Here is a 24,296-nt window from a genome sequence, read left to right on the forward strand (position 1 = left end):
GTCAACTCGCCCGCGACGACCTTCAATACGATGACCCGGTTCTTCGACACGTCACCGACTGTGACCTATGACCCGACTCACCAGGGACCGATCACGAGAGACCTATGTCCTGAAACCAGACATCCTAGGCTCCACAGTCACACAGCGGCGGTCCACCGGATCGTCGCTTTTTCGTTGCCCCTCCTATGCTGGCGGGATGAGGCCGCTCACCATCGATCCCGAGTCCTCCGCCCCGCCGTTCGAACAGCTGCGCGCGCAGCTGACCGGGCAGATCGAGTCGGGGCAGCTCGCGGAGGGCGCGAAGCTGCCGCCCGTCCGGCGGCTCGCCGAAGACCTGGGACTCGCTGCCAACACCGTGGCCCGCACGTATCGCGAGCTTGAGGCGGCCGGACTCGTCGTCACCAGCGGCCGCAACGGCACGACGGTGGCACCGGGACAGGTGCAGGTCGTCGACGAGGACGCTGCGCGTCTCGCCAGCCAGTTCCTCGCCGGGATGGCGGCGCGCGGCTACGACGCGGACGCCGCCGTCGGGTACCTGCAGCGCATCAGCGCCCGAGGCGCGTGAACAGTCCGATCCGGCGCTCCTCGGTGACGAAGGACGCCTCGATCGAGTTGCGGCAGAGCGTGTCGAGTTCGGCCGCCGTGAGGCCGTGCGCGGACTCGATGGCGGCGAGATTGTCGTCGAGGTAGCCGCCGAAGTACGCGGGGTCGTCGGAGTTGATCGTGATGCACAGGCCGGCATCCAGCATCCGGCGGATCGGCACCGCAGCGACACTCGGGCTCACCTTGAGCGCGACGTTCGACAGCGGGCACACCGTCAGCGGGATGCGATCGCGCACCAGTCGCGCCACGAGCGCAGCGTCGTCCAGCGAGCGGATGCCATGGTCGATGCGCTCAGCGCCGAGAACGTCCAGAGCCTCCCAGACGTACGAGGGCGGGCCCTCCTCGCCGGCGTGGGCGACCACGTGGAGTCCGGCCGCGCGGGCTTCGTCGAACACCCCGGCGAATAGCGACGGCGGGTATCCGACCTCCGCCGAATCCATGCCCATGCCGAGCACCGGGATGTCCGCCCCCAGCACGGCATCCAGCATCGCGTGCGCGGAGGCCACCGGCTGATCGCGGAGCACGCACACGATGATGCCGCTTGTGATCCCCAGTTCGGACGCACCCCGGTCGAGAGCGCGCTGGATGCCGCGGAGCACGGTCTGCTCGGATATGCCGCGAACGGAATGTGCCTGTGGATCGACGAACAGCTCGACGTGTGCCACGCCGGCGCGGTGCGCCCGTTGGAGGTAGGCCCAGGTCATCAGGGTGAAGGCATCCTCGTCGCGCAGCACCGCCATGTTCTCGTAGTACAGGTCGAGGAACGACTGCAGATCGGAGAAGCGATATCGCGCGGCGAGCTCGCCCGGGTCGGCATAGGGCAGGGACATCCCCTGACGCGCGGCGAGCTCGAAAATCGTCGCCGGTTCGAGCGTCCCCTCGATGTGCAGGTGCAGCTCGCAGAACGGGCGGGTCATCGTGCCTCCTGCGAACACTCTCATCGCGCCGGTCCGGACGGCGACCGCGACACGCCGATCCCGACCGAGTCGGGACCGGCGTGCGCAGAAGCCCTCCGCCGAACGGTACCGGATCAGACGGTCGCGAGTGCCTCGCGGGCCTGCCGGGTCGCGGCCAGCATCGCCGTGAGCGACTCGGTCACCTCGGTGACGCCGCGGGTCTTGAGACCGCAGTCGGGGTTGATCCACAGCTGCCGCGCCGGGATGCCGTCGAGAGCGGACTCGATGAGGCCGACGACCTCGTCCGTGGACGGCACGCGCGGCGAGTGGATGTCGTAGACGCCGGGGCCGATGCCGCGGCCGAACCGCACGGACCTGATGTCTGTGACGACATCCATCGCCGACCGCGCCGCCTCGATCGAGGTGACGTCGGCATCCAGCGCGTCGATCGCCCCGATGACCTCGCCGAACTCCGAGTAGCAGAGGTGGGTGTGCACCTGCGTGGCATCCGCCGCACCGGCGGTGGCGAGACGGAACGATCCGACCGACCACTCCAGGTATGCGTCGTGCTCGGTGCGCTTGAGCGGCAGGAGCTCGCGCAGTGCGGGCTCGTCGACCTGCACGATCCCGATGCCGGCCGCCTCGAGGTCGGCGATCTCGTCGCGGATCGCCAGGGCGACCTGCACCGCGGTGTCGCCGAGCGGCTGGTCGTCGCGCACGAACGACCACGCCAGGATGGTCACGGGGCCGGTGAGCATGCCCTTGACGGGCTTGTCCGTGAGGGACTGGGCGAACTGCGACCACGGCACGGTGATCGCCGCGGGCCGGGCGACGTCGCCCCAGAGGATCGACGGGCGCGTGCAGCGGGACCCGTACGACTGCACCCAGCCGTGCTCGGTGACCGCGAAGCCGTCGAGGTTTTCGGCGAAGTACTGCACCATGTCGTTGCGTTCTGGCTCGCCGTGCACCAGCACGTCGAGCCCGATCTCCTCCTGCAGCGCGATCACGTCACGGATCTCGTCCTGCATCGCACGAACATATTCCGCTTCGGTGATACGTCCGCGCGCGAAGCCGGCGCGAGCGGAGCGGATGCCGCCGGTCTGCGGGAACGAACCGATGGTCGTCGTCGGCAGCGCGGGCAGGTCGAGCGCCTCCTGCTGTGCGGCCAGGCGCGTCGCGTAGGGCGTGCGGGCCGCATCCGCGGCGACCAGGGCTGCGGCCCGGGCACGGACCTCCCCGTCGGCGACGCCCGGCGCGGTGGCGCGGTCGCGCCGTGCGGCGGAGGCGGCATCCAGTTCGTCCTGCACCGCAGCGCGTCCGTTCGCCAGGCCGTCGGCGAGCACCCCGACCTCCCCGACCTTCTCGTCGGCGAAGGCGAGCCAGGAGCGCAGCTGCGGGTCAAGCTTCTCTTCGCGGGCGAGGCTGTACGGCAGGTGCTGCAGCGAGGTCGAGGTCGCGACGCTCACCCGCGCGGCGACAGCGGTCAGCGCCTGCAGCGTGTCGAGTGCGGCGGCCAGATCGGTGCGCCAGATGTTGCGCCCGCCCACGACGCCGGCGACGAGCGTCTTCTCGGTGGCGGGGATGCTGTCGGGCGCCTCGGACAGGAGGTCGACGTGCACGGCCTCGACCGGGGCGTCCAGCAGCACCGGCAGGGCCTCGCCGAGGCTGCCATACGGTGAGGTCACGAGGATGCTCGGCCGCTCGTCGGCGCCGCCCAGCACCGCGTACGCACGTCGGGTCGCGTCGAGGACGGTCTGCTCCTCGACACCAAGGTTCTCGGAGACGAGTCCGGGCTCGTCGAGCTGAACCCACGACGCCCCGGCGGCCTTCAGCTCGGCGAGGAGTTCGACGTATGCCGGAAGCAGAATATCCAGCAGATCGAGCGGCGCGAAGCCGTCGGGCGCGTCGGCCGCCGCCTTGCTCAGGAGCAGGAACGTCACCGGTCCCACGATCACAGGACGGGTCAGGTAGCCGTCGCGCACGGCCTCGGCGAACTGCTCGACGATCCGGCGCGAGGCGAGGGTGAAGGAGGTCTCGGGCCCGAGCTCCGGCACCAGGTTGTGGTAGTTCGTGTTGAACCACTTGGTCATCTCGAGCGGGGCATCCGCTGCGCGACCCCGTGCCAGCGTGAAGTAGCCGCCGAGGGTGGCGGCATCCACGTCGGCGAAACGGCTCGGCACGGCACCGAACGTGGCGGCCGCGTCCAGCACCTGGTCGTAGAACGAGAACGACTCCGGGATCGACGCGTCGTCACGGCCGAGACCGAGCTCGACGAGGCGCGCGCGCGTCTGGGCGCGCAGTTCCCGGCTGCGCGACTCCAGCTCGGACTCTGTGAGGGTTCCGCCCCAGAACGCCTCGACGGCCTTCTTGAGCTCGCGGTCGGGCCCGATGCGCGGGAACCCGAGGATCGTCGCGGACGGGAACGGGACAGAGGGGTGCACGGAAACAGTCACCACGGCTCCTTCGATCAGCGGCCTGGACCAGGCCGGTTGGGTCGAGCGGATGCCGGGCTCGGCTGTCGCTTGGGGTTTCACAGCACGATAGGGAAACCCCGGGACGATGGTCGAGCAGCGATGACACACATCGTCATGTTTCACGTGGAACGGCGACGGGACACCCCGGTGCGCACACGCTCAGAAAGTGCGGCTCACGGGGTCGTTTCTCGGGCGTGGGATGCCGCGGCGTCATACGCCTCATCCAGCCGGCGCACGAACGCCGCCGGCGAGAACTCGGTCTCGAATCCGGCTGCGGCGCACAGTTCGCGCACCGTCTCGGGCTTCTCGGCGAGCTGCACGATCGCGGCCGCCATCGGCTCGGGCTCGGGTCCGCAGAGGAATCCCGCCCGGCTCAGCCCTTCGCGCAGACGCGGGTCGCACACGAGCACCCCGCGCCCTGCGCCGATGGCCTCCACGATGGTCATGGGCTGGTTGTCGAACCCGTGCGAGGTGACCGCCAGCAGATGGCTGCGGCTCAGCAGCTCGCCGACCTGTTCGTGCGGGATGCGCCCCAGGAAGGTCGTCCCCGGCACGCCCTTCTTCTGCGCCGCCGGGAGGAGACTCCCCTCCCCGGCGACCTCGACCTCGAGCCGGCCCGGGCCGAGCTGGTGCTGCGCGATCGCCACGGCATCGAGGAACTCCAGCAGGCGCTTCTCAGGCTCGCACCGCGCCGCCCACAGCAGACGCAGGGGCGGCTGATCGGGCAGCGGCGTGGCCCGGATGTCGGCGACGCTGTTGGGAATCACCTGCACGTCGGCCACGCCGTGCGACCGCAGGACGTCTCCCTGGTGTGCGGACGGGGAGACGACGACGTCCGCGAGGCGCGCCACCGTCGTGGTCATGCCGCGCAGGGCATCGTCGGCGGGGCGTCCGCCGTGGGATCGCGGCGGATTGCGCCGACCGGTGACGAGGCGGTACCCGGTGCGGATGCCGGTGGCCATCAGCCGCCCGGCCGCGCCGGGAGCCTGCCAGAACACGGTGTGCACGGTGTGCACGACCGGCACCCCGGCGCGCTGCGCGGCCTCGACGCCGGCGACGCACAGGCCGAACTCGGAGTGCACGTGCACGGCATCCGGACGCCACCGCGCGAAGAGGTCGCCGAGGCGCCGGCGCAGACGCCGCGTGTTGCGGATGTACGGCAGCTGCAGCGCCGGAAGCATGAACGGCGCCGCCACCTCGAGATGCTCCGCGCCGACCGTAGCGCAGTGCTCGGCGAACGCGCGGCTCGGCGGCGTCACGGCCAGCACGACGTGACCGCTCTGCGCGAGCAGCTCGACCTGCGATGCGAACGCGGTCTGGGCGCCCCCGAGGTAATCCGGGGAGTAGTCCAGCACGAGCACGATGCGGCGAGGGGATGCCATGACCCAAGTCAACCCGACGAACGGCCGATCCTCACAACCACGGCGCCGGATCCCGCCGATTTCAGATGGTCTGCCCGGCCAGGAAATGCCATCCCAGCCACCACCAGCACGCAAGGATCGCGAGACGAATGACGCGGTCGGCCATCAGGATGTCGAAGAGCGCGGTCACGGTCGCCTCGGGGTGATCGTGGCGCACGATCGCAGAGGCGCCGATCAGGGCGAGGGCGCAGCCGCCGAAGTACAGGATGCTGATCATCGGCGCCCCACCCGTCGCACGAGCCAGATGCCCAGCAGCACCCACAGGCCGGCGAACACGGCCTGACCGAGCCGGTTGCCGAGCATCGGATCGAGCAGATCGCTCAGGGCGGGAGCCGGTGCCCGGGGATCGACGAGGCTCAGGATGAACGCGAACAGCTCCCAGAGGCATCCGATCACCAGGATGATCCCCCAGCACCACGCCAAGGACCGGATGCCGCGAGACCATGGCATCCGCTCCGCGGAACCGGGCCAGGCGAGCAGCAGCACGGCCGCGCCGAGCAGCAGCATCAGGGTCACCATCGCGGGTCCATGCCGCGGGAGCGCCGCCAGTGCGGTGGCCGCCACCGCCCCCACGACCACGAGCACGCGCGCCGAGACCCGCCGCGGCTGCGTCGCCGCGGTCAGGATGCCGGTGGCATCCATCGTCGTCACGAGGACCGCCGTGGCGAAGAACAGGGCGTCGAACGGCTGCGCACGGATCACCTGGACGAGCCCGATGAGCACGAGGATCGTGATCCAGCTCAGCTGACCCACGGTGAGCTGAGCGCGCAGGACCCTGCGCCCTTCGCTCCGCTCGTCTGTGCTCATGGTGCCTCAGACCGCACTCTACGCGGGGCGTCGCGGGCGCGGGGCGGTCCCGGCACCGTTCTCAGAAGTTATCCACAGACCTGTGGACAACTCGCCTCAGTTCACCGGCTGCGAGATGTCGGCCACCGTGGCGCCGTACGCCGCGATGAGGTCGTCGGCATCGACGAAGAGGCTGTAGCCGTGCGCGCCGGCGCCCATGGCGATGCGGCGGCCGGCGATGTCGGAGTCGGCGTACACCGGCCAGTCCGTGGTGCTGCCGATCGGCACGATCGTGCCGCGTTCGTATCCGGTCGCCGCCAGGGCGTGCTCGGGTGAGGGCAGCTGGAGCTTGTTGACGCCGACGAGGGCGCGCAGCTTCGGCCAGGCGATCGCACGATCGCCGGGGATCAGCGCGAACAGATAGGTGTCGTCGCTGCGCTTGACGACGAGCGTCTTGACGATGTCGCGCGGCTCGAGACCGAGCAGCCCCGCCGCCTCAGCCAGGCTGGAGGCGGCGGGGCGCTCACGGATCTCGATCGGCAGGTCGCGGACGGATGCCGCCTGCCGGACACGCGCGGTGGGATCGGCCTGATCAGGCATCCGGCGCGCGCAGCGGGTCGTCGGCGACCCAGAGCTCGTCGTCGGCGCGCAGCGTCTGCCACGCGGCGTAGATCACTCCGATCGCTGCGCCGATGCCCAGGAGCAGGGCGATGACGCCGCCGGCGCCGATGCCCTTCTTGGGCTCGACCGGGGCTGCCACGACGCCGCGGCCGGAGTTGATGCTGCCGCGACGCTCATTGGCGGCATCCCACACCGAGAGAGCAGAGCCCACGACCGCGCCCGCTGCCGGGATCACGCGGCCGTTGATGACGCGCTGCGACGCCTCCACGCCCTTGTCGACGTAGGGGGCCGCATACTTCGAGTAGTTCGCCTGAATACGCGGCTGAACGTGTTCGCGGTTGTAGTTTCCGAGCTGACGCCCGGCCTCCTTGGCCACGACCGTGGCCTCGCTCATCAGGCCCTGCTGAGCCGACCAGAGCTTGTTCGCCTGGTCCTGGAGCTGCTTGAGCTCCTTCTTGCGCTTACGGGTGAGGCTCACGTGGACCCCTCCTTCTCCTCGGATGGATTCCTCTCATCTTGCCAGACCATACCGGCACGGGCACGGCCTTTCCGAGGCCCTTGCCAGGAACTCTGAAAGAATGTACGCATGGCAACTCCTACCGCTGTGGCGACTCTCCACACGAATCACGGCGACATCGTCGTCAACCTCTTCGGCGACCACGCACCCCGCACCGTGCAGAACTTCACCGGTCTCGCCGACGGCACCGGAGAGTGGACCGACCCGGCCACCGGCAAGCCCGGCGAAGGCCCCCTCTACCGCAACGTGGTCTTCCACCGCATCATCCCGGGCTTCATGATCCAGGGCGGCGACCCGCTCGGCGTCGGCACCGGCGGCCCGGGCTACACGTTCAACGACGAGATCCACCCCGAGCTGACGTTCGCGAAGCCCTACCTGCTGGCCATGGCCAACGCGGGCCTTCGTCGCAACGCGATCACCGGCCAGGCCGAGGGCACGAACGGCTCTCAGTTCTTCATCACCACCGACCCGACCCCGTGGCTGCAGGGCAAGCACACGATCTTCGGCGAGGTCGCCGACGACGCGTCGCGCCAGGTCGTCGACGCGATCAGCGCCGTCCCGACCGGTGCCGCCGACCGTCCCGTCGAGCCGGTGGTCATCGAGTCGATCGACATCGTCGCGGCCTGAGGCACTGCCGCGTGGGTGAGCATCGTGACCGCCGTCCGTTCCTGACGTCAGTCGTTTCATGACGTCGGCCGAGTTCACCCGCAACCGCGAAAACTACTGCTACCGGCATCCCGACCGGCAGAGCTTCGTGCTCTGTCAGCGGTGCCTGCGCACCATCTGCGCCGAGTGCCAGACCCCCGCCCCGGTGGGAGTGATCTGCCCGGAGTGCATGGCGCAGCACGGCAAGGATGCCGCAGCCTCCCAGCGGGCGGCGCGTGCGGGTTCCGCGCGCTCCGCCCGCACCTGGGTGCCCCGCCGCCGCACCGCGACGGCGTACGACACCCGTCCGCTGGCGACCTACACGATCATCGCGATCACGGTCGTCGTGTACCTGACCCAGTTGATCCCGGGCTCTCCCGTGGCAGCGTGGCTCCAACTCGCCGGCGTCTACGTGATGCCCGTCTCGGGCGCGCCGTTCCAGCCCTGGCGGATGCTGACCGTGCTGTTCGTGCACGAGAGCATCCTCCACGTCGGCTTCAACATGCTCGCGCTGTGGATGATCGGTCAGAGCCTCGAGCCCCTGCTCGGTCGCTGGCGCTTCGTGACGCTGTACCTGCTGAGCGGCTTCGGCGCCTCGGCCGCCGTCGTCGCGTTCTCTTCGCCGCTGCAGCCCGTCGTGGGTGCGTCCGGGGCCATCTTCGGGCTGTTCGGCGCGCTGCTCATCATCGGCCGGCACATCGGCGCCCCGATCGGCGGCATCGCCGTGGTGATCGGCATCAACCTGGTCTTCACGTTCCTGCCCGGAACGAACATCGCGTGGCAGGCGCACGTCGGCGGCCTCATCACCGGCGCCGTCGCGGGGCTCATCTTCGCCCGCACGCGCTCGCCGCGCCGCCGTGCGCTGCAGGTGTGGTTGCTCGTCGCGCTGTTCGCGGCGCTGTGCGCCGTGGTGGTCGTGACGAACCTGGTGCTCGTACGGTGAGGGGTTGTCCCCACCCCGTTCCACAGTTCGCCGGGCGGTTTCCACAGGCCGGTGGAGAGTTATCCACATCTCTATCCCCAGCTGGGGAAAGAATTACACAGGTGTAATTCCGGGGTGTGGATGCCTCAGCGCCAGCGGGTGGTCATCAGGAAGCCGACGAAGGCGATCCCGAATCCGATCACCAGGTTCCATGCGCCGATCCCCGGGATGGGGAACGCCGAACCGCTCAGGTAGAAGACGAGCACCCATGCGAGTCCGACCAGCATGAGACCGACCATGATCGGCTTGAACCACACCGGGTTGGGCGCGGCGTCGCCTTCGCGCTCGACGAGGCTGTCGTCAGCCTTTCCAGATCGTGCCATGCAGACCAGTGTAAGCGGCCGGGCTCGCTCGTTCACCCCGGAGGAGCGTGGAGCACGCTGGGTAGACTCGCGCTGTGACCGAGAAGCCGCCCGGCGGCGCGCGCCGGTGGCGGCCCGAAACCGCGCCGCCGGACGTCGGTCGCGACCGTGCTCGGCGAGATCCTCCTCACCCTCGGCGTGCTCGTGCTTCTGTTCGTGGCGTGGCAGCTGTGGATCGGCGATTGGATCGGGGCCGCCCAGAAGGATGCCGCCGGCGCCCGGCTCTCGCAGCGGTGGGCGGCCGAGGCCGGCGGCCCGACGCCGACCGCGTCGCCGGGCACCGCCGGGCACCCGGGGGCAACGGCATCCCCGCCCGCCCTGCCGCAGCCGGCGAACGCGCAGATCTTCGCGACGATGCACGTCCCGCGCTTCGGAGCCGACTACGACGTGCCGCTGGCCGGGGGCACCACGCGCGCCGCGACGCTCGATCCGATCGGGATCGGACACTACGACGGCACCCCGATGCCCGGTCAGCTCGGCAACATGGCCGTGGCCGCGCACCGCACGACGTTCGGCAAGCCGTTCAACAAGATCGCCACCCTGCACGTCGGCGACGCGATCGTCATCGAGACGAAGGCGGGCTGGTACACGTACCGCTTCCGCACGTTGGAGTACGTCAAGCCGGATGCCTACGACGTCACCGACCCCGTGCCGCAGCAGACCGGCGTCGCCGCGAACGGACGGTACCTGACGATGACCAGCTGCTCCCCGATGTACTTCAAGACCGAGCGGATCGTCGCGTACAGCGTGTTCGAATCGTTCACGCCGCGTTCCGCCGGAGCGCCGGCATCCCTCGACCCGGTGAGGAGCTGACCGTGTACGCAGCGCTGTGGCGCATCCTTCCCGGGCCGTGGTGGGTGCGCGTGCTCATTCTCGTCGTCGCCGTCGCGGTCGTGCTGTACGGCCTGTTCTTCTGGGTGTTCCCCTGGCTCAGCCCGATCGTCGACCCGCAGGATGCGACCGTGGGCTGAGGGCGTCAGCCCGAGCAGCTGACGAGCGTTACCGTCGAGTGGATCGGCACCTCGCCCGGACCCGCCGACTGCGAGTTCACCGAGCGCGGGTCGGTCTTGGCGCAGCTCGGGTCGTCTTGTACGGTCGCGGTGAGTCCGAGCGACTTGAGTGCCGCGACGGCGTCGTCGAGCGTGTAGCCCGCGGTCAGGTCAACGACCGTGACGGTGCCGGTCGCGATCACGAGGTCGACGGACGTGCCCTTGGGCACCGCGGTTCCCTGCTGCTGGTCGGCAGACAGCACGATTCCCTGCGCGGTGTTCGGGTCGTCCTGCTGACGCACGGCGCCGAGCGTCAGCCCGGCATCCTCGAGCGCCGTGGTCGCGTCCTGCTGACTGAGACCTTCGAGCTTGGGAACGGTGGTGGCATCCGGCCCGCTCGAGACGAACACCTTGATCTCCTGGCCCTTGGCGACCGACACTCCGGCACCCGGATCCGTCTCGACGACGGTGCCCTTGGCGACCGTGTCGCTCGGCTCGTCGACGCGCGTCGGCACGAGGTCTTCGCCGGTGAGCTTGTTCGCCGCATTGTCGTACGCCAGACCGGAGACGTCCGGCACCAGCCGGGCGCCGCCCGGGACGCCGTCGCCGGCGCGCATCGACAGCACCCAGATGAAGACCGAGATCAGCAGCACCGCCAGGAGCGCCACACCCGCCCAGATCCACGCCGCCGGCGGACCCGACTGGGTGCGGCTCATCGTGGTGTCGTCGCTCAGCTGGCGCAGCGTCCGCGCGGTGTCGGCCGCGGCCTGCGGGTCGGGCCCGTAGAGCGCGGCGGCTCCGACGGCCGCGTGCTTCTTCGCCGTGGCGGCTCCGGATGCCGCGGCATCCAGCGCCTCGCGGAAAGCGGCCGCATCGGAGAACCGCTGAAACGGGTCTTTCGCGAGCGCGCGCAGCACGACCGCGTCGACGCCGGCCGGAATCGTGTCGATGACCTCCGACGGCGGCTCGGGTGCTTCGCTGACATGCTGATACGCGACGGCCACCGGGCTCTCGCCGCGGAACGGCTGGCGGCCGGTGAGCAGCTCGTAGAGCACGACACCGGTCGAATAGAGGTCGGTGCGCCCGTCGACGGACTCGCCCTTGGCCTGCTCGGGCGAGAAATAGGCGGCCGTTCCGATGATCTGCGTCGTCTCGGCCACGGTCGACGAGGAGTCGGACACCGCGCGCGCGATGCCGAAGTCCATCACCTTGATCTGGCCGTCGCCGGTCACCATGACGTTGCCGGGCTTGATGTCGCGGTGCACGACTCCGGCCCGGTGCGAGTACTCGAGGGCCTCCAGGATGCCGTCGGTGTAGCGGATCGCCTCGTCGACGGGCACGGGTCCGCGGGCGATGATGTCCTTCAGCAGGGTGCCGTGCACCAGCTCCATGACGATGTACGGGATCTGGCGGGGCCGATCGCCGGACGAGTCGGTGTCTTCGCCGGCGTCGTACACGCGCACGATCGTCGGGTGCGACATCCGGGACGCGGCCTGCGCCTCCATGCGGAAGCGCGTGCGGAAGGTTCCGTCCTGAGCGAGTTCGCGATTGAGGATCTTGATCGCCACGTCGCGCCCCAGCGTCAGGTCGCGGCCGCGGTAGACCTCGGCCATTCCCCCGTGCCCGATGAGCGCGTCGACGCGGTAGCGTCCGGCAAGAACGCGCGGTTGATCGGTCACAGATACTCCCTCTGGTGCGGGGGCCAGCCTATCCGACCGGCCTTGACGGACTCAGGGAGTGGGCGAGAGCGAGGGCTCGGGCGTCTGGGTCGGGATGACCGGTGCCGGCGAGATCACGGCCTGCGACGCCGCCGACGACGGGGTCGTCCGGCCACCGCTGTCGCCGGTGCAGGTCGCGGTGTACGACGCCTTGATCTGACCGGTGGTGCCCTCGGGAACCTGCACCTGCGCCGTGGAGCCGGGCGAGACCGAGAGGGACTGCGTCTGGCCGCCCATCGTCACCTTGACGGTGTAGCCGGTGACGTTGCCGGTGCCGGCCGGGCACGTGTACTGGAGGTCCTTGATCTGCGCGTTGCCGCCGGCCACCACGCCGCCGCCCTCGCCGTCGCCGATGATCGTCGGCGCGTCGGGGGCGCCGAGCGCCGTCTGGTCGCCGTAGCAGCGGATCGTGATGCCCTTGCCCTGCGCGACGTTTCCGCCCGACGGGTCGGTGCTCTGCACGGTGCCCACCTTCGACGACGATGATGCCGGGTCGCCGGCGACCTTGGTCGGGTTCAGGCCCGCGGTGGAGGCGGTGGTCATCGCCTGGTCGCACGGCATTCCGACCAGGCCCAGCGCCGACACGTCGACCGGGGTCTTCGTGGGCGTCGGCGTCGCGGAGTGCGTCGACGGGGATGCCGCCGGAGCGTCGTGGTTTCCGCTGAGCAGCGCCCACAGGGTTCCGCCGAGCACGAGGATCAGCAGGATGATGAGGGCGATCAGCGGCCACGTCCACGGGCTGCGCTTCTTCTTCTGCTTCTCTTCGGCCGCCGGCACGAGCGGCTCGGTGGTCGGCAGCATCGCCGTGGCGCCCGCGGTGTCGGTGTTCAGCAGCATGGTCGCCGCCTCGGCCGCACCGATGCCGGCGACGATCGCCGGAACCGCGGCGCCCGCACCGGCGATGTCGCCGCGGCGCAGTGCGGTGGCCGCACGGCTGACGGCGGCGGCGGATGCCGGACGCTCCTCGGGCTTCTTGGCGATCATCGCCATGACGAGGTTCTGCACCGGCTCGGCCACCGTGGGCGGCAGCGGCGGCGGGGTGTCGTTGATCTGCGCCATCGCGATCGCGACCTGCGACTCGCCGCCGAACGGACGCTTGCCGGCCAGGCACTCGTACGCGACGATGCCGAGCGAGTAGATGTCGGTCGCCGGGGATGCCGGATGACCGGAGGCCTGCTCGGGCGAGAGGTACTGAACGGTGCCCATGACCTGACCGGTCGCCGTCAGCGGTACCTGGTCGGCGATGCGGGCGATGCCGAAGTCGGTGATCTTCACGCGCCCGTCGGGCGTGATGAGGAGGTTTCCGGGCTTGATGTCGCGGTGAACGAGGCCGGCGGCGTGGGCGGCCTGCAGGGCGGCAGCGGTCTGCGCGACGACGTCGAGCGTCTTGTCGCTGGACAGCGTGTTCTCGCGCTCGAGGATCGTCGACAGGGCCTCGCCGGGGACGAGCTCCATCACGAGGAACGCGGACCCGTTCTCCTCGCCGTAGTCGAAGACGCTGGCGATGCCCTCGTGGTTGACGAGGGCGGCGTGCCGGGCCTCCGCGCGGAAGCGCTCGAGGAATCCGGGATCGCCCATGTACTCGTCTTTGAGGATCTTGATGGCGACGGTGCGTCCGATGACGTGGTCCGTGGCTTCCCAGACCTCACCCATGCCGCCGATCGCGATCCGCGACTCGAGCTCATAGCGGCCGCCGAAGGTCACACCCTGTGTGGGCCTCATTTGTTAAGCACCGCCTCAATGACCTTTCTCGCAATCGGGGCGGCGATGGTGTTGCCTGTGCCCGACTGTCCTTGACCGCCGCCATTCTCTACGACGACGGCCACTGCTACCTGCGGATCTTCTGCGGGGGCGAAGCCCGTGAACCACAGCGTGTACGGCTTGTCACCGTTCTGCGCGGTGCCGGTCTTGCCGCCCACATCCACTCCGTCAATTCTTGCATTTGTCGCGATGCCGTTTTTGACGTTGTCGACCATCATCTGCACCATTTCGGCATCGTTTGCGGCATCCAGCGCGCGGCCGAACTCCGTGTTGCCGTAGGTCTGCTGCACGGAGAGGTCGGCGCCGATCACCTGGTCGACCATGCGGGGGTTCATCACCACGCCGCCGTTCGCGATCCCGGCCGACACCATCGCCATCTGCAGCGGGGTGGCGAGCACCTGGCCCTGGCCGAAGCCGGTGAGGGCCGTCTGCGGGGCATCCAGTCCCTGCGGGTAGACCGAGGGGGTCGACTTGAGCGGCATCTGGAACGAGTTGTTGAAGCCGTACTTCTCGGCCTCGGCGCGGATGGTGTCGTCGCCGAGCTTCACGGCGAGCTCCGCCATCGGGATGTTGCAGCTGAGCCGCAGCGCGTCGGCGATGGTCACCGTGGCGCCGGGGCCGCAGGTTCCGTGCGTGTCGTTGTGGATGGTGGTCGTCGTCTGCGGGAGCACGTACGACGACGGGTTCGGGAGCCGCGACTGCGGCGTGTACTGGCCGGTCGACAGCGCCGCCGAGGCGACGACGAGCTTGAACGTCGAGCCCGGCGGGTTCAGGTCGCCCGCGATCGCCCGGTTGTAGAGCGGGTTCGTCGGGTCCTTCACGAGCTGCTCGTAGTAGGTGTTCGCGGCCTTGGTGTCGTGGGTCGCGAGACCGTTCGTGTCGTAGCTCGGGCTCGTCACCATGGCGAGCACGCGGCCGGTCTTCGGCTCGATCGCGATGACCGCTCCCTGCAGGCTGCCCAGCGCGTCATAGGCGGCCTTCTGCACCTTGCTGTCGAGGGTCAGCACGACGTTCGACCCGCGCGCGGGCTTGCCGGAGAGGATCTGCTCGACGTGGGTGAGGAACTGCGACCCGCCGGTGCCCGACAGCGCCTGGTTCATCGCCTGCTCGATGGCGGTCGCCGATCCGAGTGCCGGGTTGATGTAGCCCGTCACCGGAGCCCACATCTTCGGGTCGGTGTATACGCGCTGCCAGCTGTAGACATCCTTCGACGCGACCGACGACGCGATCGCCGAACCCGACGCGATGATCGATCCGCGCTGCACCTCGTACGAGTCGTACAGGGCGCGCCGGTTGTTCGCGTTCTGACTGAGCGCGTTCGCCTGCACCACCTGGATGACGCTCACCGCACCGAACAGCGCCAGGAACATGGCGAGCATGATGATGCTCAGCCGCTTCAGCTCGCGGGTCATCCGATCACCACCCGGGGCCGGCTGCGCACGGCATCCGAGATGCGCAGCAGCAGACCCACGATCAGCCAGTTGGCGATGAGCGAGGAACCACCCGCGGCGAGGAACGGCGTCGTGAGGCCGGTGAGCGGAATCACCCGGGTGACGCCGCCGACCATGATGAACACCTGCAGGGCGACAGTGAAGGAAAGCCCGGTCGCAAGCAGTTTTCCGAAGTCGTCCTGCCCGGCGAGGCCGATGCGGATGCCGCGGCTCGCGAACACCATGTACAGCGCGAGCAGCGCGAACAGGCCGATGAGGCCCAGCTCCTCGCCGAGGCTCGCGAAGATGTAGTCGCTCTCGGCCACCGGAGTGAGCCACGGGCGTCCCTGCCCGAGGCCGGTGCCGATCAGGCCGCCCTGGCTCATCCCGAACAGGCCCTGCACCAGCTGGAAGCTGGAGCCGTTGACCGTGTCGGGGTTGAACGGGTCGAGCCAGTTCTGGAAGCGCGCGTTCACGTACGGCAGCACGCGGGATGCCGCGTACCCGCCGACGGCGAGCAGGATGACGCCGATGAGCGCCCAGCTGGTCTTGCCGGTGGCGACGTACAGCATCGCGATGAACATGCCGAAGATGAGCAGGCCCGTGCCGAGGTCGTGCTGCAGCACGATGATGCCGAGCGAGGCGATCCAGAACACGAGCACCGGGCCGAGTTCGCGCAGGCGCGGCCAGGTGATCCCGAGGAACCGGTGGCCGGTGGTCGTGAGGCTCTCGCGGGTGCGCACCAGGTACCCGGCGAAGAAGACCGCCAGGCAGAGCTTGGCGATCTCACCCGGCTGGAATGTTCCGATGCCGGGGATGGTCACCCACACGGCGGCGTTCGCGCCCGGCGTCGACAGACCGGGGATCGCCGGCAGCAGGAGCAGCAGGATGCCGGCGAGGCCGAAGATGTAGGTGTAGCGGAACAGCACCCGGTAGTTGCGCAGCAGATAGACGAGCAGGATCGTCAGCACCAGCGCGATGCCCGCCCAGGCCAGCTGCCGGATCGCCACCGATCCCCAGCCGGTGCGTGCCCAGTGCTCGTCGAGCCGGTAGATCTCGGCGATCCCGATGCCGGTGAGCAGCGTCGCGATCGGCACGACGAAGGGGTCGGCATCCCGCGCCCGCAGGCGCAGCACGACGTGGAGCACCAGGACGAGCGCGAAGAACGCGCCCACGTAGGAGAGGAACTTGCCGTCGATCCTGCCGACCGCGCCCAGCTGCACCAGCATGACGGCGCCGGTGACGATCACGAATGCGAACAGCAGCAGCGACAGCTCGCGGTTGCGCTGCTTCTGCGGCATCCGGATCTTGCGCAGCGCGCGCAGCACCGCGGTGTCGGTCTGCAGCTGCTCGGGTTCGGTGGCGGCGGTCACCCGTGCCCTCCTGCCGTGGTCGATGTGGGGCTCGGCGATCCGCTCGGCGACGGCGACGGCGTGTGGCCGTCGCGGTCGTTCAGGCGTGCGACGATCTCCTGCGCCTGGGCCAGGGAGTCGGCCGGGATCGTGCCCTCGACGGTCTGCCGGTCGAACTCGCTGAGCGAGTCCAGCCGCACCCCGGTGTCTTCGTACACCTGCGACAGCGCGATGCTGCCGAGGCTCGGCGGGATGCCCTGGAAGATCGCGACGGTCGCGCCGTCGGCTCCGACGAAGTAGCGCGTCTGCGTCCACTTGTATGCGCCGAAGAGCCCGGCGGCGATGAGCCCGAGCACGAGCACCAGGCCGATGAACCAGCCGATCCGCCGTCGGCGCGCGCGGCGGCGGTCCTCCTCGATGAGCTCCTCGAGGAACTCCGCGGCCGGCTCGAAGTGCGACGGCTCGTTGGCGGCCTGGCGGGCCGGATGCAGCCACGACGTGCGCCCGGGGCGCGCGGCGGGCACCTCGATGCCCTTCGGGGTGGACGCCGCACCCACGATCGTCGGGGTGCCCGACTGCAGCGGATGCTGACCGCCGACGTCCACGATGACGATCGTCACGTTGTCGGGGGCGCCGGCATCCAGCGCCTGCTTCAGCAGCACGTCGGCGGTGCGACCCGGTGCGAGGCCGGCGGCCATCGCCTTGGCGGTGTGCGGATCGTCGACCACGCCCGAGAGGCCGTCCGAGCACAGCAGCCAGCGATCGCCGGGCTGCGTCGGCATGATGAAGGTGTCGAGCTCGGGGTTCGGATCCATGTCGCCGAGCACGCGCATCAGCACCGAGCGCCGCGGGTGGTACCGGGCTTCCTCGGGGGTGATGCGACCCGAGTCCACGAGCCGCTGCACGAAGGTGTGGTCGGTGGTGATCTGGGTGAGCGCGTCGTCGCGGAACAGGTAGATGCGCGAGTCGCCGATGTGCGCGATCACGGCGTAGTCGTCGACCATGATGATCGCGCTCACCGTGGTGCCCATGCCGGCAAGCTCCGGCCGCAGGTGCACCGTGTCGATCAGCGACTCGGCGGCATCCGACACCGCTCCGCGCAGGGTGCGTTCGGCATCCGCCGTGTTCTCGTACGTGCGATCGAGCGGCTGGAGTTCGGCGATCGCGAGGCTGGATGCCACGTCCCCGCCGGCATGGCCGCCCATGCCGTCGGCGACCACGAACAGGTTGGACCCGGCATAGCCGGAGTCCTGATTGTTCGAGCGCACTTTCCCGGTGTGGGAGAGCGCAGCGGCGGATCCTTGGAACGTCATCGGCGTTCGAGCGCTACTTCCGAAGCTCGAACGTCGTCGCGCCCACCTTGATGGGGGCACCGATCGTGATCGGCGTCGGTGCCGAGACCCGCACGCCGTCGTGCCAGGTGCCGTTGGTCGAGTCGAGGTCCTGGATCATCCACTGCTCGCCCCACAGCACCAGACGTGCGTGATGGCTCGAGGTGTAGTCGTCGCGGATGACGAGCCCCGACTCGCTGGAGCGGCCGATGGTGAGCGGCTCCGTGCCGAGCGGGAGTTCGAGGCCCGCCTTCGGGCCCGACGTGATCACGATGCGCGACACCGCTGCGGTGGTGGCCCGGCCGCCGGCCGGCTCGGATTTCGCGGCGGCGGGCGCCGGGGCGCGGACCGGAGCCGCCGGCGCGGTGGTTCCGGATGCCTGGAATGCCGCCACCGGGCTGCCCCCGGGCGGGGTGGCGGTGGTCGGGTCGAGCTTTCGCACCTTCACCCCGAACAGGTCGGAGCGCAGTGAATACACGACGGCGAACACGAAGAACCACATCAGCACGAGGAAGCCGATCTGGAGGAGGAGCAGGGTGAGCTCGCTCACAGCGTCCCCCCGTGGTCGTACAGCCGCCCGGCATCCTCCGCCGACATGGTCGGACGCGGCGGGATGCCCGGCGTCCGGCCCGGCGCCTGCGGAGGGAGCTTGGTCGTCGGGGGCTCGGCGGGCGGCCGCGGCGCGCGCGGAGCCGGCTCGGCCTGCGGAAGCACACGGAACGTGATGTCGGTGCGGCCGATCCGGAAGGTGGCATCCGGCAGCAGCTGCGCCTCGTCGATGCGCCGGCCGTTCAGCTGGGTGCCGTTGGTGGAGCCGAGGTCGCGCACCATGGCGCGCTCGCCGTCCCAGAGCACCTCGACGTGCTTGCGGCTCGTGCCGGTGTCGGCGATGGTGATGTCGGCATCCGATCCGCGGCCGATGACCGTGCGGCTCTTGTGCAGCGGATGCCGCGTGCCGCCGATCTCGACGAAGCCCTGCCACGTGACGCGGTTCTGCATCGTGTTGGACTCGACCCGGAGGGTTCCGGTGGCGAGCTGCTCGTCTCGGGTGAGCGTCACCGAGACGGCGCCGGCGAACGAGTAGTGCTGCGCCTTGGCGTGCTTGTCGATCACCTGCAGCAGCTCGCTGTTGAGGGCGGTGCCCAGCGCCGCCATCTTCTCGTCGTCGGCGGGCGAGAGGTACACCGTGAAGGTGTTCGGCACGAGGATGCGGTCACGGCTGACCACAGCGGCCTTCTTGTCGAGCTCGCTGCGCAGGGCGGAGGCGATCTCGACGGGCTGAATGCCGCTGCGGAAGGTGCGCGCGAACGCGCCGTTGACGGCGCGCTCGAGACCCTTCTCGAAGCTGTCCAGTAGTCCCACGAGGCTCCTCAGGCAGGCTGATATTTCGCTACATGCTAATGGCAACCCTTGGAGGACCGCTGATACCCGGATGTGCGCGCGACGGGAGGATTCTGGTCGGCGACCGGTGGATTCCGGGGCGGGACCGGGTCGATTCGCCGGGACGAAGGTGGCCGTGATACGCTCGGCGGGTTGAGTTCGGCAGCAGCCGGATTCACGCGCGAGTGGCGGAATAGGCAGACGCGCTGGCTTCAGGTGCCAGTGCCCGAAAGGGCGTGGGGGTTCAACTCCCCCCTCGCGCACCGCAGATCGAAGGCCCCCGGGACACCCCGGGGGCCTTCGTCGTTCCCGGGCCGAGCGCTCGCCCCGCCCCCCGCGGCCGGTGTTCCGCTGTCCTGAATGACGGCGAACGGTGCGATCCAGGACAGCGGAACAACTCTCGGTGGGGCGAGCCGGGCGACGGGGCGGTCAGGACAGGCGGCAGAAGAGCCGGTTGCCGGCGGCGGCGAGTCCGCTGCCGAGGGCGAGGATGGCGGTGCCGCCGCCGAGGTAGGCGATCTGCAGGTGGCGGCCGTGATCCTGCACGGTCAGATAGATGAGCACGAAGCAGACGAGCGAGATCGCCGCGCTGATCCCCGCGATCCACCACAGCGGCCGCAGCGGACCCGCCGGGGGCATCGCCGCGGGGACCCGCCAGGCGACGAGCACCGCCCCGCCCAGGCTTCCGCACACGCCGACCAGCATGAAGGCGGCCACGACGTCGCTCGGCCGGTGCCACTGGCTGATCACGGCGAGGATGCCGACGAGCATCGCGAATCCGCCGCCGAGGACCGCCGCCAGCGGTCGCCAGCGAGGCTTTGACACGAGGAAAACGGCGAAGCCCGCGGCCGCGGCGACCGTGGCGTGCCCGGACGGGAACGAGTTGTTGAAGATGTCCGTCGCGCCGGTCACGGCGCGGCTGAGGAAGACGTACTTGGACAGCTCGGCGATGATCACGGCGATCACCCCCGAGGCGAGGGCGACGACGATGTGCTTCGGTCGCCGGGTGACCCCGCCGATCAGCACGGTGAGCAGCACGCCGCCGCCGATCGCGAGGAACGCGGCATTGCCGAGGATCGCGCCGGAGAGCCGGTGCACGAACGCGTGCTGGTCGGACGCGCCGATGAACGCGCGTTCGTCGACGATCTGCCCCACGTAGGTGCGCACGAACAGCAGATAGGTCGCCACGAACGCGACGGCGAGCACGAGAGCGGCCAGGAGGAAGGGTCTTGCCCGGGGTCGCGCAGTCACCCCTCAATCGTGTCATCCCGAACATGTGAGCCCGCGACGAACCGGTGGACGATCCGCTGTGTTGCTTGTACTATAAGAACCAGTACAAGCAGGACAGGAGGATGCCATGCAGATCGAGATCGATCCGCTCTCGGACGTCGCGCTGTACCAGCAGCTTCGCGACCGGGTCGTCGAGGGCATCGCACGCGGCGAGCTGCGCGTGGGCGACCAGCTCCTGCCGGTCCGGAGCCTCGCCGCCCAGTTCGGCATCAACATCGCCACCGTCGGCAAGGGCTACGAACTGCTGCGCAACGAGGGCCTCGTGCGCACCAACCGCACCGCCGGCACCGTCGTGGCGCGGGCCCCGCGGCCCACGCCGGATGCCCCCGGACCCGACGCTCTGCCGGGCGTGGGGGAGTGGGAGGCATCCGCCCGCGACGCGTGGACGGCCCGCCTGGCCACCGTGCTCGCCGAGGGCGTCGCACAGGGAGAGCAGGATACCGCGATCGCCGACGTGGTGCACGGCATCCTCGAGTCGTTCTCCGGGTCCCGCGCCGAGGCGCGCACCCGGTCATCCGAGAAGGGAGCGGACGATGCGCGCTGACGTCATCGCGATCGCCGTCGTTTTCACATTCATCGCGATCCTGGTCGGGGCGCTTCCGGCGGTCACCCGGCCCACCCTGCCGCTAGGGGTGAGCGTGCCGGCGGAACGGCTCGACGAGCCGGTGATCCGGCGCGCGATCCGCCGCTACCGGGTCATGATCGCGATCGCCTGGCTCCTGTGCATGGTGCTGCTCGCAGTGCTCGCCGTGACGGCATCCCCGGCCTGGGTGCTCTTGGCGGTGTTCCTGTTCATCGTCGCCCAGCTGGCGGCGTACGTCATCGCACGGCGGATGATCATCCGCGCCAAGCGCGACGGCGACTGGTACGCGGGGGTGCCGGTGCGGATCGCCGGCTCGGTCTCCGTCCCCGCCGAACCCGCCCCGGTGCCGGTCGGCTGGGCGGTCGCGAGCGCCGTGCTGCTGGCGTGCGGGTACATCGCCGGCATCCTGCTCTATCCCACCCTTCCTGCCACGGTCCCCACGCACTGGGGCATCAGCGGACAGCCCGACCGCTGGGCGGACAAGAGCGTGTGGTCGGTGTTCGGCCCGCTCTTCATCGGAACGGTCGTCGTCGCCCTGCTCTTCGCGCTCTCGTTCCTCGGACGCCGGGTGCCGATCCGGGCGCTGCCGGGGGTGGATGCCGCCACCAACGTGCGCCGGGACCACGCGATGCGCGCCGCGATGTCCGCGCTCATCGGCCGGGTGATGTTCCTCATCGCGCTGTCGTTCTCGTGGACCACCCTCGCCCTGTGGCTGCTGCCGGATGTCGCAGGGCTGCGCGCCGGCGGCACGGTGGCGATCGTCGTGCTGATCCTGCTCGTCGTCGTGCTGTTCGTGCTGCGCTGGCGCAGCCTCATGCGCGGCGACGCCGCGACGGTCGCCGCCGAGCGGGCGGTGCACGCCACCGTCGACGCGCCCGACGACGACCGGTTCTGGAAGGCCGGCATCCTCTATCTGAACCGGGACGACCCGGCCCTGTTCGTGCAGCGCCGGTTCGGGGTCGGCTGGACGGTGAACCTCGGGCGCCCGGCCGGGGTCGTCATCACCGTCCTCGTGGGGCTGCTGATCGTGGGCCTCGTCGGGTTCGTGCTCGTGCAGGCGGTGAACGGAGGATGACCCGCAGTCGAAGAATGTGACGCGTGATCGGGGTCTTAGAGATTCCTTGCGGGCGATCGGATTGGCTCTTCCACATCCGTGATCCCCATCGAGAGGAACCACCATCGTGACCGCGACCCGCTCCGGCCCCGACCGCAACGAGCACCTTCTGGCCATCCTGCGCAACAGGGTCCCCGAGGTGACGCTCGTCTTCTGGATCATCAAGGTCCTGTCCACGACCACCGGCGAGACCTTCGCCGACTTCCTGAACTCGACCCTCGGATTCGGGCTGACCGGCACCACGATCGCGATGGGCCTGCTGCTGGTCGCCCTGCTCATCGCGGAGTTCAGCGTGCGCCGTTACACACCGCCGCTGTTCTGGTCGGTCGTGGTCGTCATCAGCATCTTCGGCACGCTGGTGACCGACAACCTCACCGACGGGCTCGGGGTTCCGCTGTGGATCTCCACCGTGGTCTTCGCGGTCCTCATGGGCGGCACGTTCGCGATCTGGTACGCCCGTGAGCGCACGCTGTCGATCCACTCCATCTACACCCGCCGCCGCGAGGGTTTCTACTGGGTGGTCGTGCTGTTCACGTTCGCCCTCGGCACGGCCGCCGGCGACTTCATCGGCGAGGCGCTCGGGCTCGGCTACTGGCTGTCCCTGGCCCTGTTCGTCGGGCTCATCGCGGCGATCGCCGTCGCGTGGCGACTCGGTCTCAACTCGGTGTTCTGCTTCTGGGCCGCGTACGTGCTGACCCGTCCGCTCGGGGCATCCCTCGGCGACCTGCTGTCGTCGCCGAAGTCCGACGGCGGCCTGGGCCTCGGCACCACCGTCACGAGCGTGACCTTCCTCGTCGCGATCGTCGCGCTGGTGATCTACCTCACCGTCAAGGTGCGCGCCGAGCGCCGTGCGGCGGAGACCATCGAGGACGACCTGCCCGACCTCGTCGACGCGGTCTGACCTCCCCGGCCGGCATCCCGACGCGTCAGGCGCCGGGATGCCGGTCTTTGCGAGGAAGCCCGGAAAACGGGCGGCTCAGCCGGATTCCGTCCGGAGGGAGGATGCTGGACGCATGGCCGCATCGCGCTCGGCGCGCCGGGAGGCGCTGCTGGACTGGACGTTCCTCATCGGGGTGCTGCTGAAGGGCGTCGACGGTCTGATCGAACTGCTCGTCGGCATCCCGCTGCTGTTCCTGACGCCCGGCCAGATCAGCGGCGTCGCCCGCTGGCTCACCGCGAGCGAGCTCAGCGAGGACCCCGACTCGGCCTGGGCCAATCTGCTGCTGCGCGAGGTCGCGCGCTTCGGCCACGCGAGCCTCGCGATCGGCGGGATCTATCTGATCGTGCACGGCGCGGTGAAACTCGCGATCGTCGTCGCGCTGCTGCTGGGGACCCGGCGCATCTATCCGTGGGCGGTCGCGGCGCTGGCGCTGCTGACGATCGTGCAGATCGTCGACCTGTTCCTCAAGTTCTCCGTCGGCGTGCTGCTGCTGTGCGTCCTCGACGTGCTGATCATCGTCCTCACGATCCGCGAGTGGCGCGAGGGACGAAGCCTGCACGACGTCCTCCGCCTCCGGGCGCCGTGGCTGACGCGCCGCGGACGGGCGGCTACTCCACCGCCGGAACCAGAGTGAACAGGATCTCCTCGATCTCGGCATCCTGCCCGCGCGCGTAGCTGGTCATCCGGGACACCTCGGTGAATCCGGCATGCGTGAGCACGCGGATCGACCCCGTGTTGGATGCCGCGGCCCGCGCGAACAGCGGACGGGTCGCCTCCCGGCTCACCAGCAGGCGCAGCGCGGCGGTGGCCACCCCGCGGCCCCACGCGTGCCGGGCGATCCAGTAGGTGACCTCGCGATCGCCCTCGATGTCGAAGGCGGCGATCGTGCCGGCGAACGCGCCGTCTTCGGTCACGACCCACTGCGACACGCTCGGGGCGTTGCGGTTCCGGGCGATCCACGCGTCGAACGCCTCGCGGTCGTCGGGGTCGTCGGCGGTGAACGCGGCCATGCGCACGGCGTCGGGGTCGCGCATCATGTCGTAGACGGCGTCCAGGTCGTCGTCCTCCAGGGGGCGCAGGTCGATGTGCCTCATGGGCCCA

General features: G+C 69.8%; 26 protein-coding genes and 1 tRNA gene. 10 read left to right on the forward strand and 17 right to left on the reverse strand.

What is annotated here, in order from left to right:
• Window positions 1-196 precede the first annotated feature (196 nt).
• A complete protein-coding gene (locus tag LK09_RS16615; RefSeq protein WP_039402101.1) occupies window positions 197-565 on the forward strand; it encodes a GntR family transcriptional regulator in 369 nt (122 codons plus the stop codon).
• Here the strand turns inward: LK09_RS16615 and LK09_RS16620 are convergent.
• The 7 genes from LK09_RS16620 to LK09_RS16650 all read right to left on the reverse strand — a co-directional run bounded on the left by LK09_RS16620 (window position 546) and on the right by LK09_RS16650 (window position 7,279).
• Entirely contained in the window at window positions 546-1,520 is a 975-nt protein-coding gene (locus tag LK09_RS16620; RefSeq protein WP_039402104.1) for an adenosine deaminase, read from the reverse strand. The two genes, LK09_RS16615 and LK09_RS16620, sit on opposite strands and share 20 nt — an antisense overlap.
• 113 nt (window positions 1,521-1,633) lie before the next feature.
• Window positions 1,634-3,952 carry a 5-methyltetrahydropteroyltriglutamate--homocysteine S-methyltransferase gene (metE, locus tag LK09_RS16625; RefSeq protein WP_231563117.1) on the reverse strand — a complete coding sequence of 773 codons (2,319 nt, stop codon included), beginning with the start codon at window positions 3,950-3,952 and terminating at the stop codon, window positions 1,634-1,636.
• A gap of 194 nt (window positions 3,953-4,146) precedes the next feature.
• On the reverse strand, window positions 4,147-5,355 hold the full coding sequence (locus LK09_RS16630; RefSeq protein ID WP_052226920.1) for a glycosyltransferase family 4 protein: 1,209 nt from the start codon (window positions 5,353-5,355) through the stop codon (window positions 4,147-4,149).
• 61 nt (window positions 5,356-5,416) lie between these two features.
• Window positions 5,417-5,611: a DUF6186 family protein gene (locus LK09_RS16635; protein ID WP_039402109.1), complete on the reverse strand. Its 195-nt coding sequence runs from the start codon at window positions 5,609-5,611 to the stop codon at window positions 5,417-5,419.
• Window positions 5,608-6,201, reverse strand: coding sequence for a hypothetical protein (locus LK09_RS16640; protein WP_039402112.1), 594 nt, complete (start codon window positions 6,199-6,201; stop codon window positions 5,608-5,610). Before LK09_RS16640 ends, LK09_RS16635 begins: the two co-directional genes overlap by 4 nt.
• A 96-nt stretch (window positions 6,202-6,297) precedes the next feature.
• Window positions 6,298-6,780: an aminoacyl-tRNA deacylase gene (locus LK09_RS16645; protein ID WP_052226921.1), complete on the reverse strand. Its 483-nt coding sequence runs from the start codon at window positions 6,778-6,780 to the stop codon at window positions 6,298-6,300.
• The gene (locus tag LK09_RS16650; RefSeq protein ID WP_039402114.1) at window positions 6,773-7,279 is read right to left on the reverse strand and encodes a hypothetical protein; all 507 of its coding nucleotides are present in this window, start codon (window positions 7,277-7,279) and stop codon (window positions 6,773-6,775) included. The genes LK09_RS16645 and LK09_RS16650 overlap by 8 nt, the downstream gene beginning before the upstream one ends.
• Window positions 7,280-7,387: 108 nt before the next feature.
• On the opposite strand from LK09_RS16650, the gene LK09_RS16655 reads away from it, so the two are divergent.
• Both LK09_RS16655 and LK09_RS16660 read left to right on the forward strand, forming a co-directional pair.
• Window positions 7,388-7,945: a peptidylprolyl isomerase gene (locus tag LK09_RS16655; RefSeq protein ID WP_039402116.1), complete on the forward strand. Its 558-nt coding sequence runs from the start codon at window positions 7,388-7,390 to the stop codon at window positions 7,943-7,945.
• A gap of 58 nt (window positions 7,946-8,003) precedes the next feature.
• Window positions 8,004-8,906: a rhomboid family intramembrane serine protease gene (locus tag LK09_RS16660; RefSeq protein WP_039402119.1), complete on the forward strand. Its 903-nt coding sequence runs from the start codon at window positions 8,004-8,006 to the stop codon at window positions 8,904-8,906.
• Window positions 8,907-9,031: 125 nt separating this feature from the next.
• Here the strand turns inward: LK09_RS16660 and LK09_RS16665 are convergent, their stop codons facing one another.
• Entirely contained in the window at window positions 9,032-9,268 is a 237-nt protein-coding gene (locus LK09_RS16665) for a cell division protein CrgA (protein WP_039402121.1), read from the reverse strand.
• Window positions 9,269-9,415: 147 nt separating this feature from the next.
• On the opposite strand from LK09_RS16665, the gene LK09_RS16670 reads away from it, so the two are divergent.
• Together LK09_RS16670 and LK09_RS21825 are read left to right on the forward strand one after the other, a co-directional pair.
• A complete protein-coding gene (locus LK09_RS16670) occupies window positions 9,416-10,120 on the forward strand; it encodes a class E sortase (RefSeq protein WP_052226922.1) in 705 nt (234 codons plus the stop codon).
• Between the two features lie 2 nt (window positions 10,121-10,122).
• A complete protein-coding gene (locus LK09_RS21825) occupies window positions 10,123-10,278 on the forward strand; it encodes a hypothetical protein (protein WP_039402124.1) in 156 nt (51 codons plus the stop codon).
• 5 nt (window positions 10,279-10,283) lie between these two features.
• On the opposite strand, the gene pknB is transcribed toward LK09_RS21825, so the two are convergent.
• The 7 genes from pknB to LK09_RS21830 form a co-directional block, all read right to left on the reverse strand.
• Window positions 10,284-11,975: a Stk1 family PASTA domain-containing Ser/Thr kinase gene (gene pknB / locus LK09_RS16680; RefSeq protein ID WP_039402127.1), complete on the reverse strand. Its 1,692-nt coding sequence runs from the start codon at window positions 11,973-11,975 to the stop codon at window positions 10,284-10,286.
• 51 nt (window positions 11,976-12,026) lie between these two features.
• Window positions 12,027-13,736 carry a serine/threonine-protein kinase gene (locus tag LK09_RS16685; protein ID WP_039402129.1) on the reverse strand — a complete coding sequence of 570 codons (1,710 nt, stop codon included), beginning with the start codon at window positions 13,734-13,736 and terminating at the stop codon, window positions 12,027-12,029.
• Window positions 13,733-15,187 carry a peptidoglycan D,D-transpeptidase FtsI family protein gene (locus LK09_RS16690; RefSeq protein ID WP_039402131.1) on the reverse strand — a complete coding sequence of 485 codons (1,455 nt, stop codon included), beginning with the start codon at window positions 15,185-15,187 and terminating at the stop codon, window positions 13,733-13,735. The genes LK09_RS16685 and LK09_RS16690 overlap by 4 nt, the downstream gene beginning before the upstream one ends.
• Window positions 15,184-16,506 (reverse strand): FtsW/RodA/SpoVE family cell cycle protein, encoded by a 1,323-nt coding sequence (locus LK09_RS16695; RefSeq protein ID WP_082008357.1) that lies wholly within the window; start codon window positions 16,504-16,506, stop codon window positions 15,184-15,186. The genes LK09_RS16690 and LK09_RS16695 overlap by 4 nt, the downstream gene beginning before the upstream one ends.
• A gap of 68 nt (window positions 16,507-16,574) precedes the next feature.
• Entirely contained in the window at window positions 16,575-17,870 is a 1,296-nt protein-coding gene (locus LK09_RS16700; RefSeq protein WP_039402137.1) for a PP2C family protein-serine/threonine phosphatase, read from the reverse strand.
• A 13-nt stretch (window positions 17,871-17,883) separates the two neighbouring features.
• On the reverse strand, window positions 17,884-18,438 hold the full coding sequence (locus LK09_RS16705) for an FHA domain-containing protein FhaB/FipA (protein WP_039402141.1): 555 nt from the start codon (window positions 18,436-18,438) through the stop codon (window positions 17,884-17,886).
• Window positions 18,435-19,250, reverse strand: coding sequence for an FhaA domain-containing protein (locus LK09_RS21830; RefSeq protein ID WP_197061086.1), 816 nt, complete (start codon window positions 19,248-19,250; stop codon window positions 18,435-18,437). Before LK09_RS21830 ends, LK09_RS16705 begins: the two co-directional genes overlap by 4 nt.
• A 197-nt stretch (window positions 19,251-19,447) precedes the next feature.
• On the opposite strand from LK09_RS21830, the gene LK09_RS16715 reads away from it, so the two are divergent.
• Window positions 19,448-19,531 (forward strand) — tRNA-Leu (locus LK09_RS16715).
• Window positions 19,532-19,697: 166 nt separating this feature from the next.
• Here the strand turns inward: LK09_RS16715 and LK09_RS16720 are convergent.
• Window positions 19,698-20,519 carry a phosphatase PAP2 family protein gene (locus tag LK09_RS16720; protein ID WP_039402144.1) on the reverse strand — a complete coding sequence of 274 codons (822 nt, stop codon included), beginning with the start codon at window positions 20,517-20,519 and terminating at the stop codon, window positions 19,698-19,700.
• 106 nt (window positions 20,520-20,625) lie between these two features.
• Between LK09_RS16720 and LK09_RS16725 the strand changes: the two genes are divergently transcribed.
• The 4 genes from LK09_RS16725 to LK09_RS16740 all read left to right on the forward strand — a co-directional run bounded on the left by LK09_RS16725 (window position 20,626) and on the right by LK09_RS16740 (window position 23,829).
• Complete coding sequence (locus LK09_RS16725; protein WP_082008339.1) at window positions 20,626-21,102, forward strand: GntR family transcriptional regulator; 477 nt, start codon at window positions 20,626-20,628, stop codon at window positions 21,100-21,102.
• A complete protein-coding gene (locus LK09_RS16730) occupies window positions 21,092-22,216 on the forward strand; it encodes a DUF1648 domain-containing protein (RefSeq protein ID WP_039402146.1) in 1,125 nt (374 codons plus the stop codon). The genes LK09_RS16725 and LK09_RS16730 overlap by 11 nt, the downstream gene beginning before the upstream one ends.
• A gap of 106 nt (window positions 22,217-22,322) precedes the next feature.
• Window positions 22,323-23,156, forward strand: a complete 834-nt coding sequence (locus LK09_RS16735) for a COG4705 family protein (protein ID WP_197061087.1) — start codon at window positions 22,323-22,325, stop codon at window positions 23,154-23,156.
• 112 nt (window positions 23,157-23,268) lie between these two features.
• On the forward strand, window positions 23,269-23,829 hold the full coding sequence (locus LK09_RS16740) for a DUF2127 domain-containing protein (RefSeq protein WP_052226924.1): 561 nt from the start codon (window positions 23,269-23,271) through the stop codon (window positions 23,827-23,829).
• Here LK09_RS16740 and LK09_RS16745 read toward each other — a convergent pair.
• Window positions 23,804-24,289, reverse strand: a complete 486-nt coding sequence (locus LK09_RS16745; RefSeq protein WP_039402149.1) for a GNAT family N-acetyltransferase — start codon at window positions 24,287-24,289, stop codon at window positions 23,804-23,806. The genes LK09_RS16740 and LK09_RS16745 overlap by 26 nt on opposite strands.
• Between the last annotated feature and the right edge of the window lie 7 nt (window positions 24,290-24,296).

It is taken from the genome of Microbacterium mangrovi, from assembly GCF_000802305.1.
Classification (GTDB): domain Bacteria; phylum Actinomycetota; class Actinomycetes; order Actinomycetales; family Microbacteriaceae; genus Microbacterium; species Microbacterium mangrovi.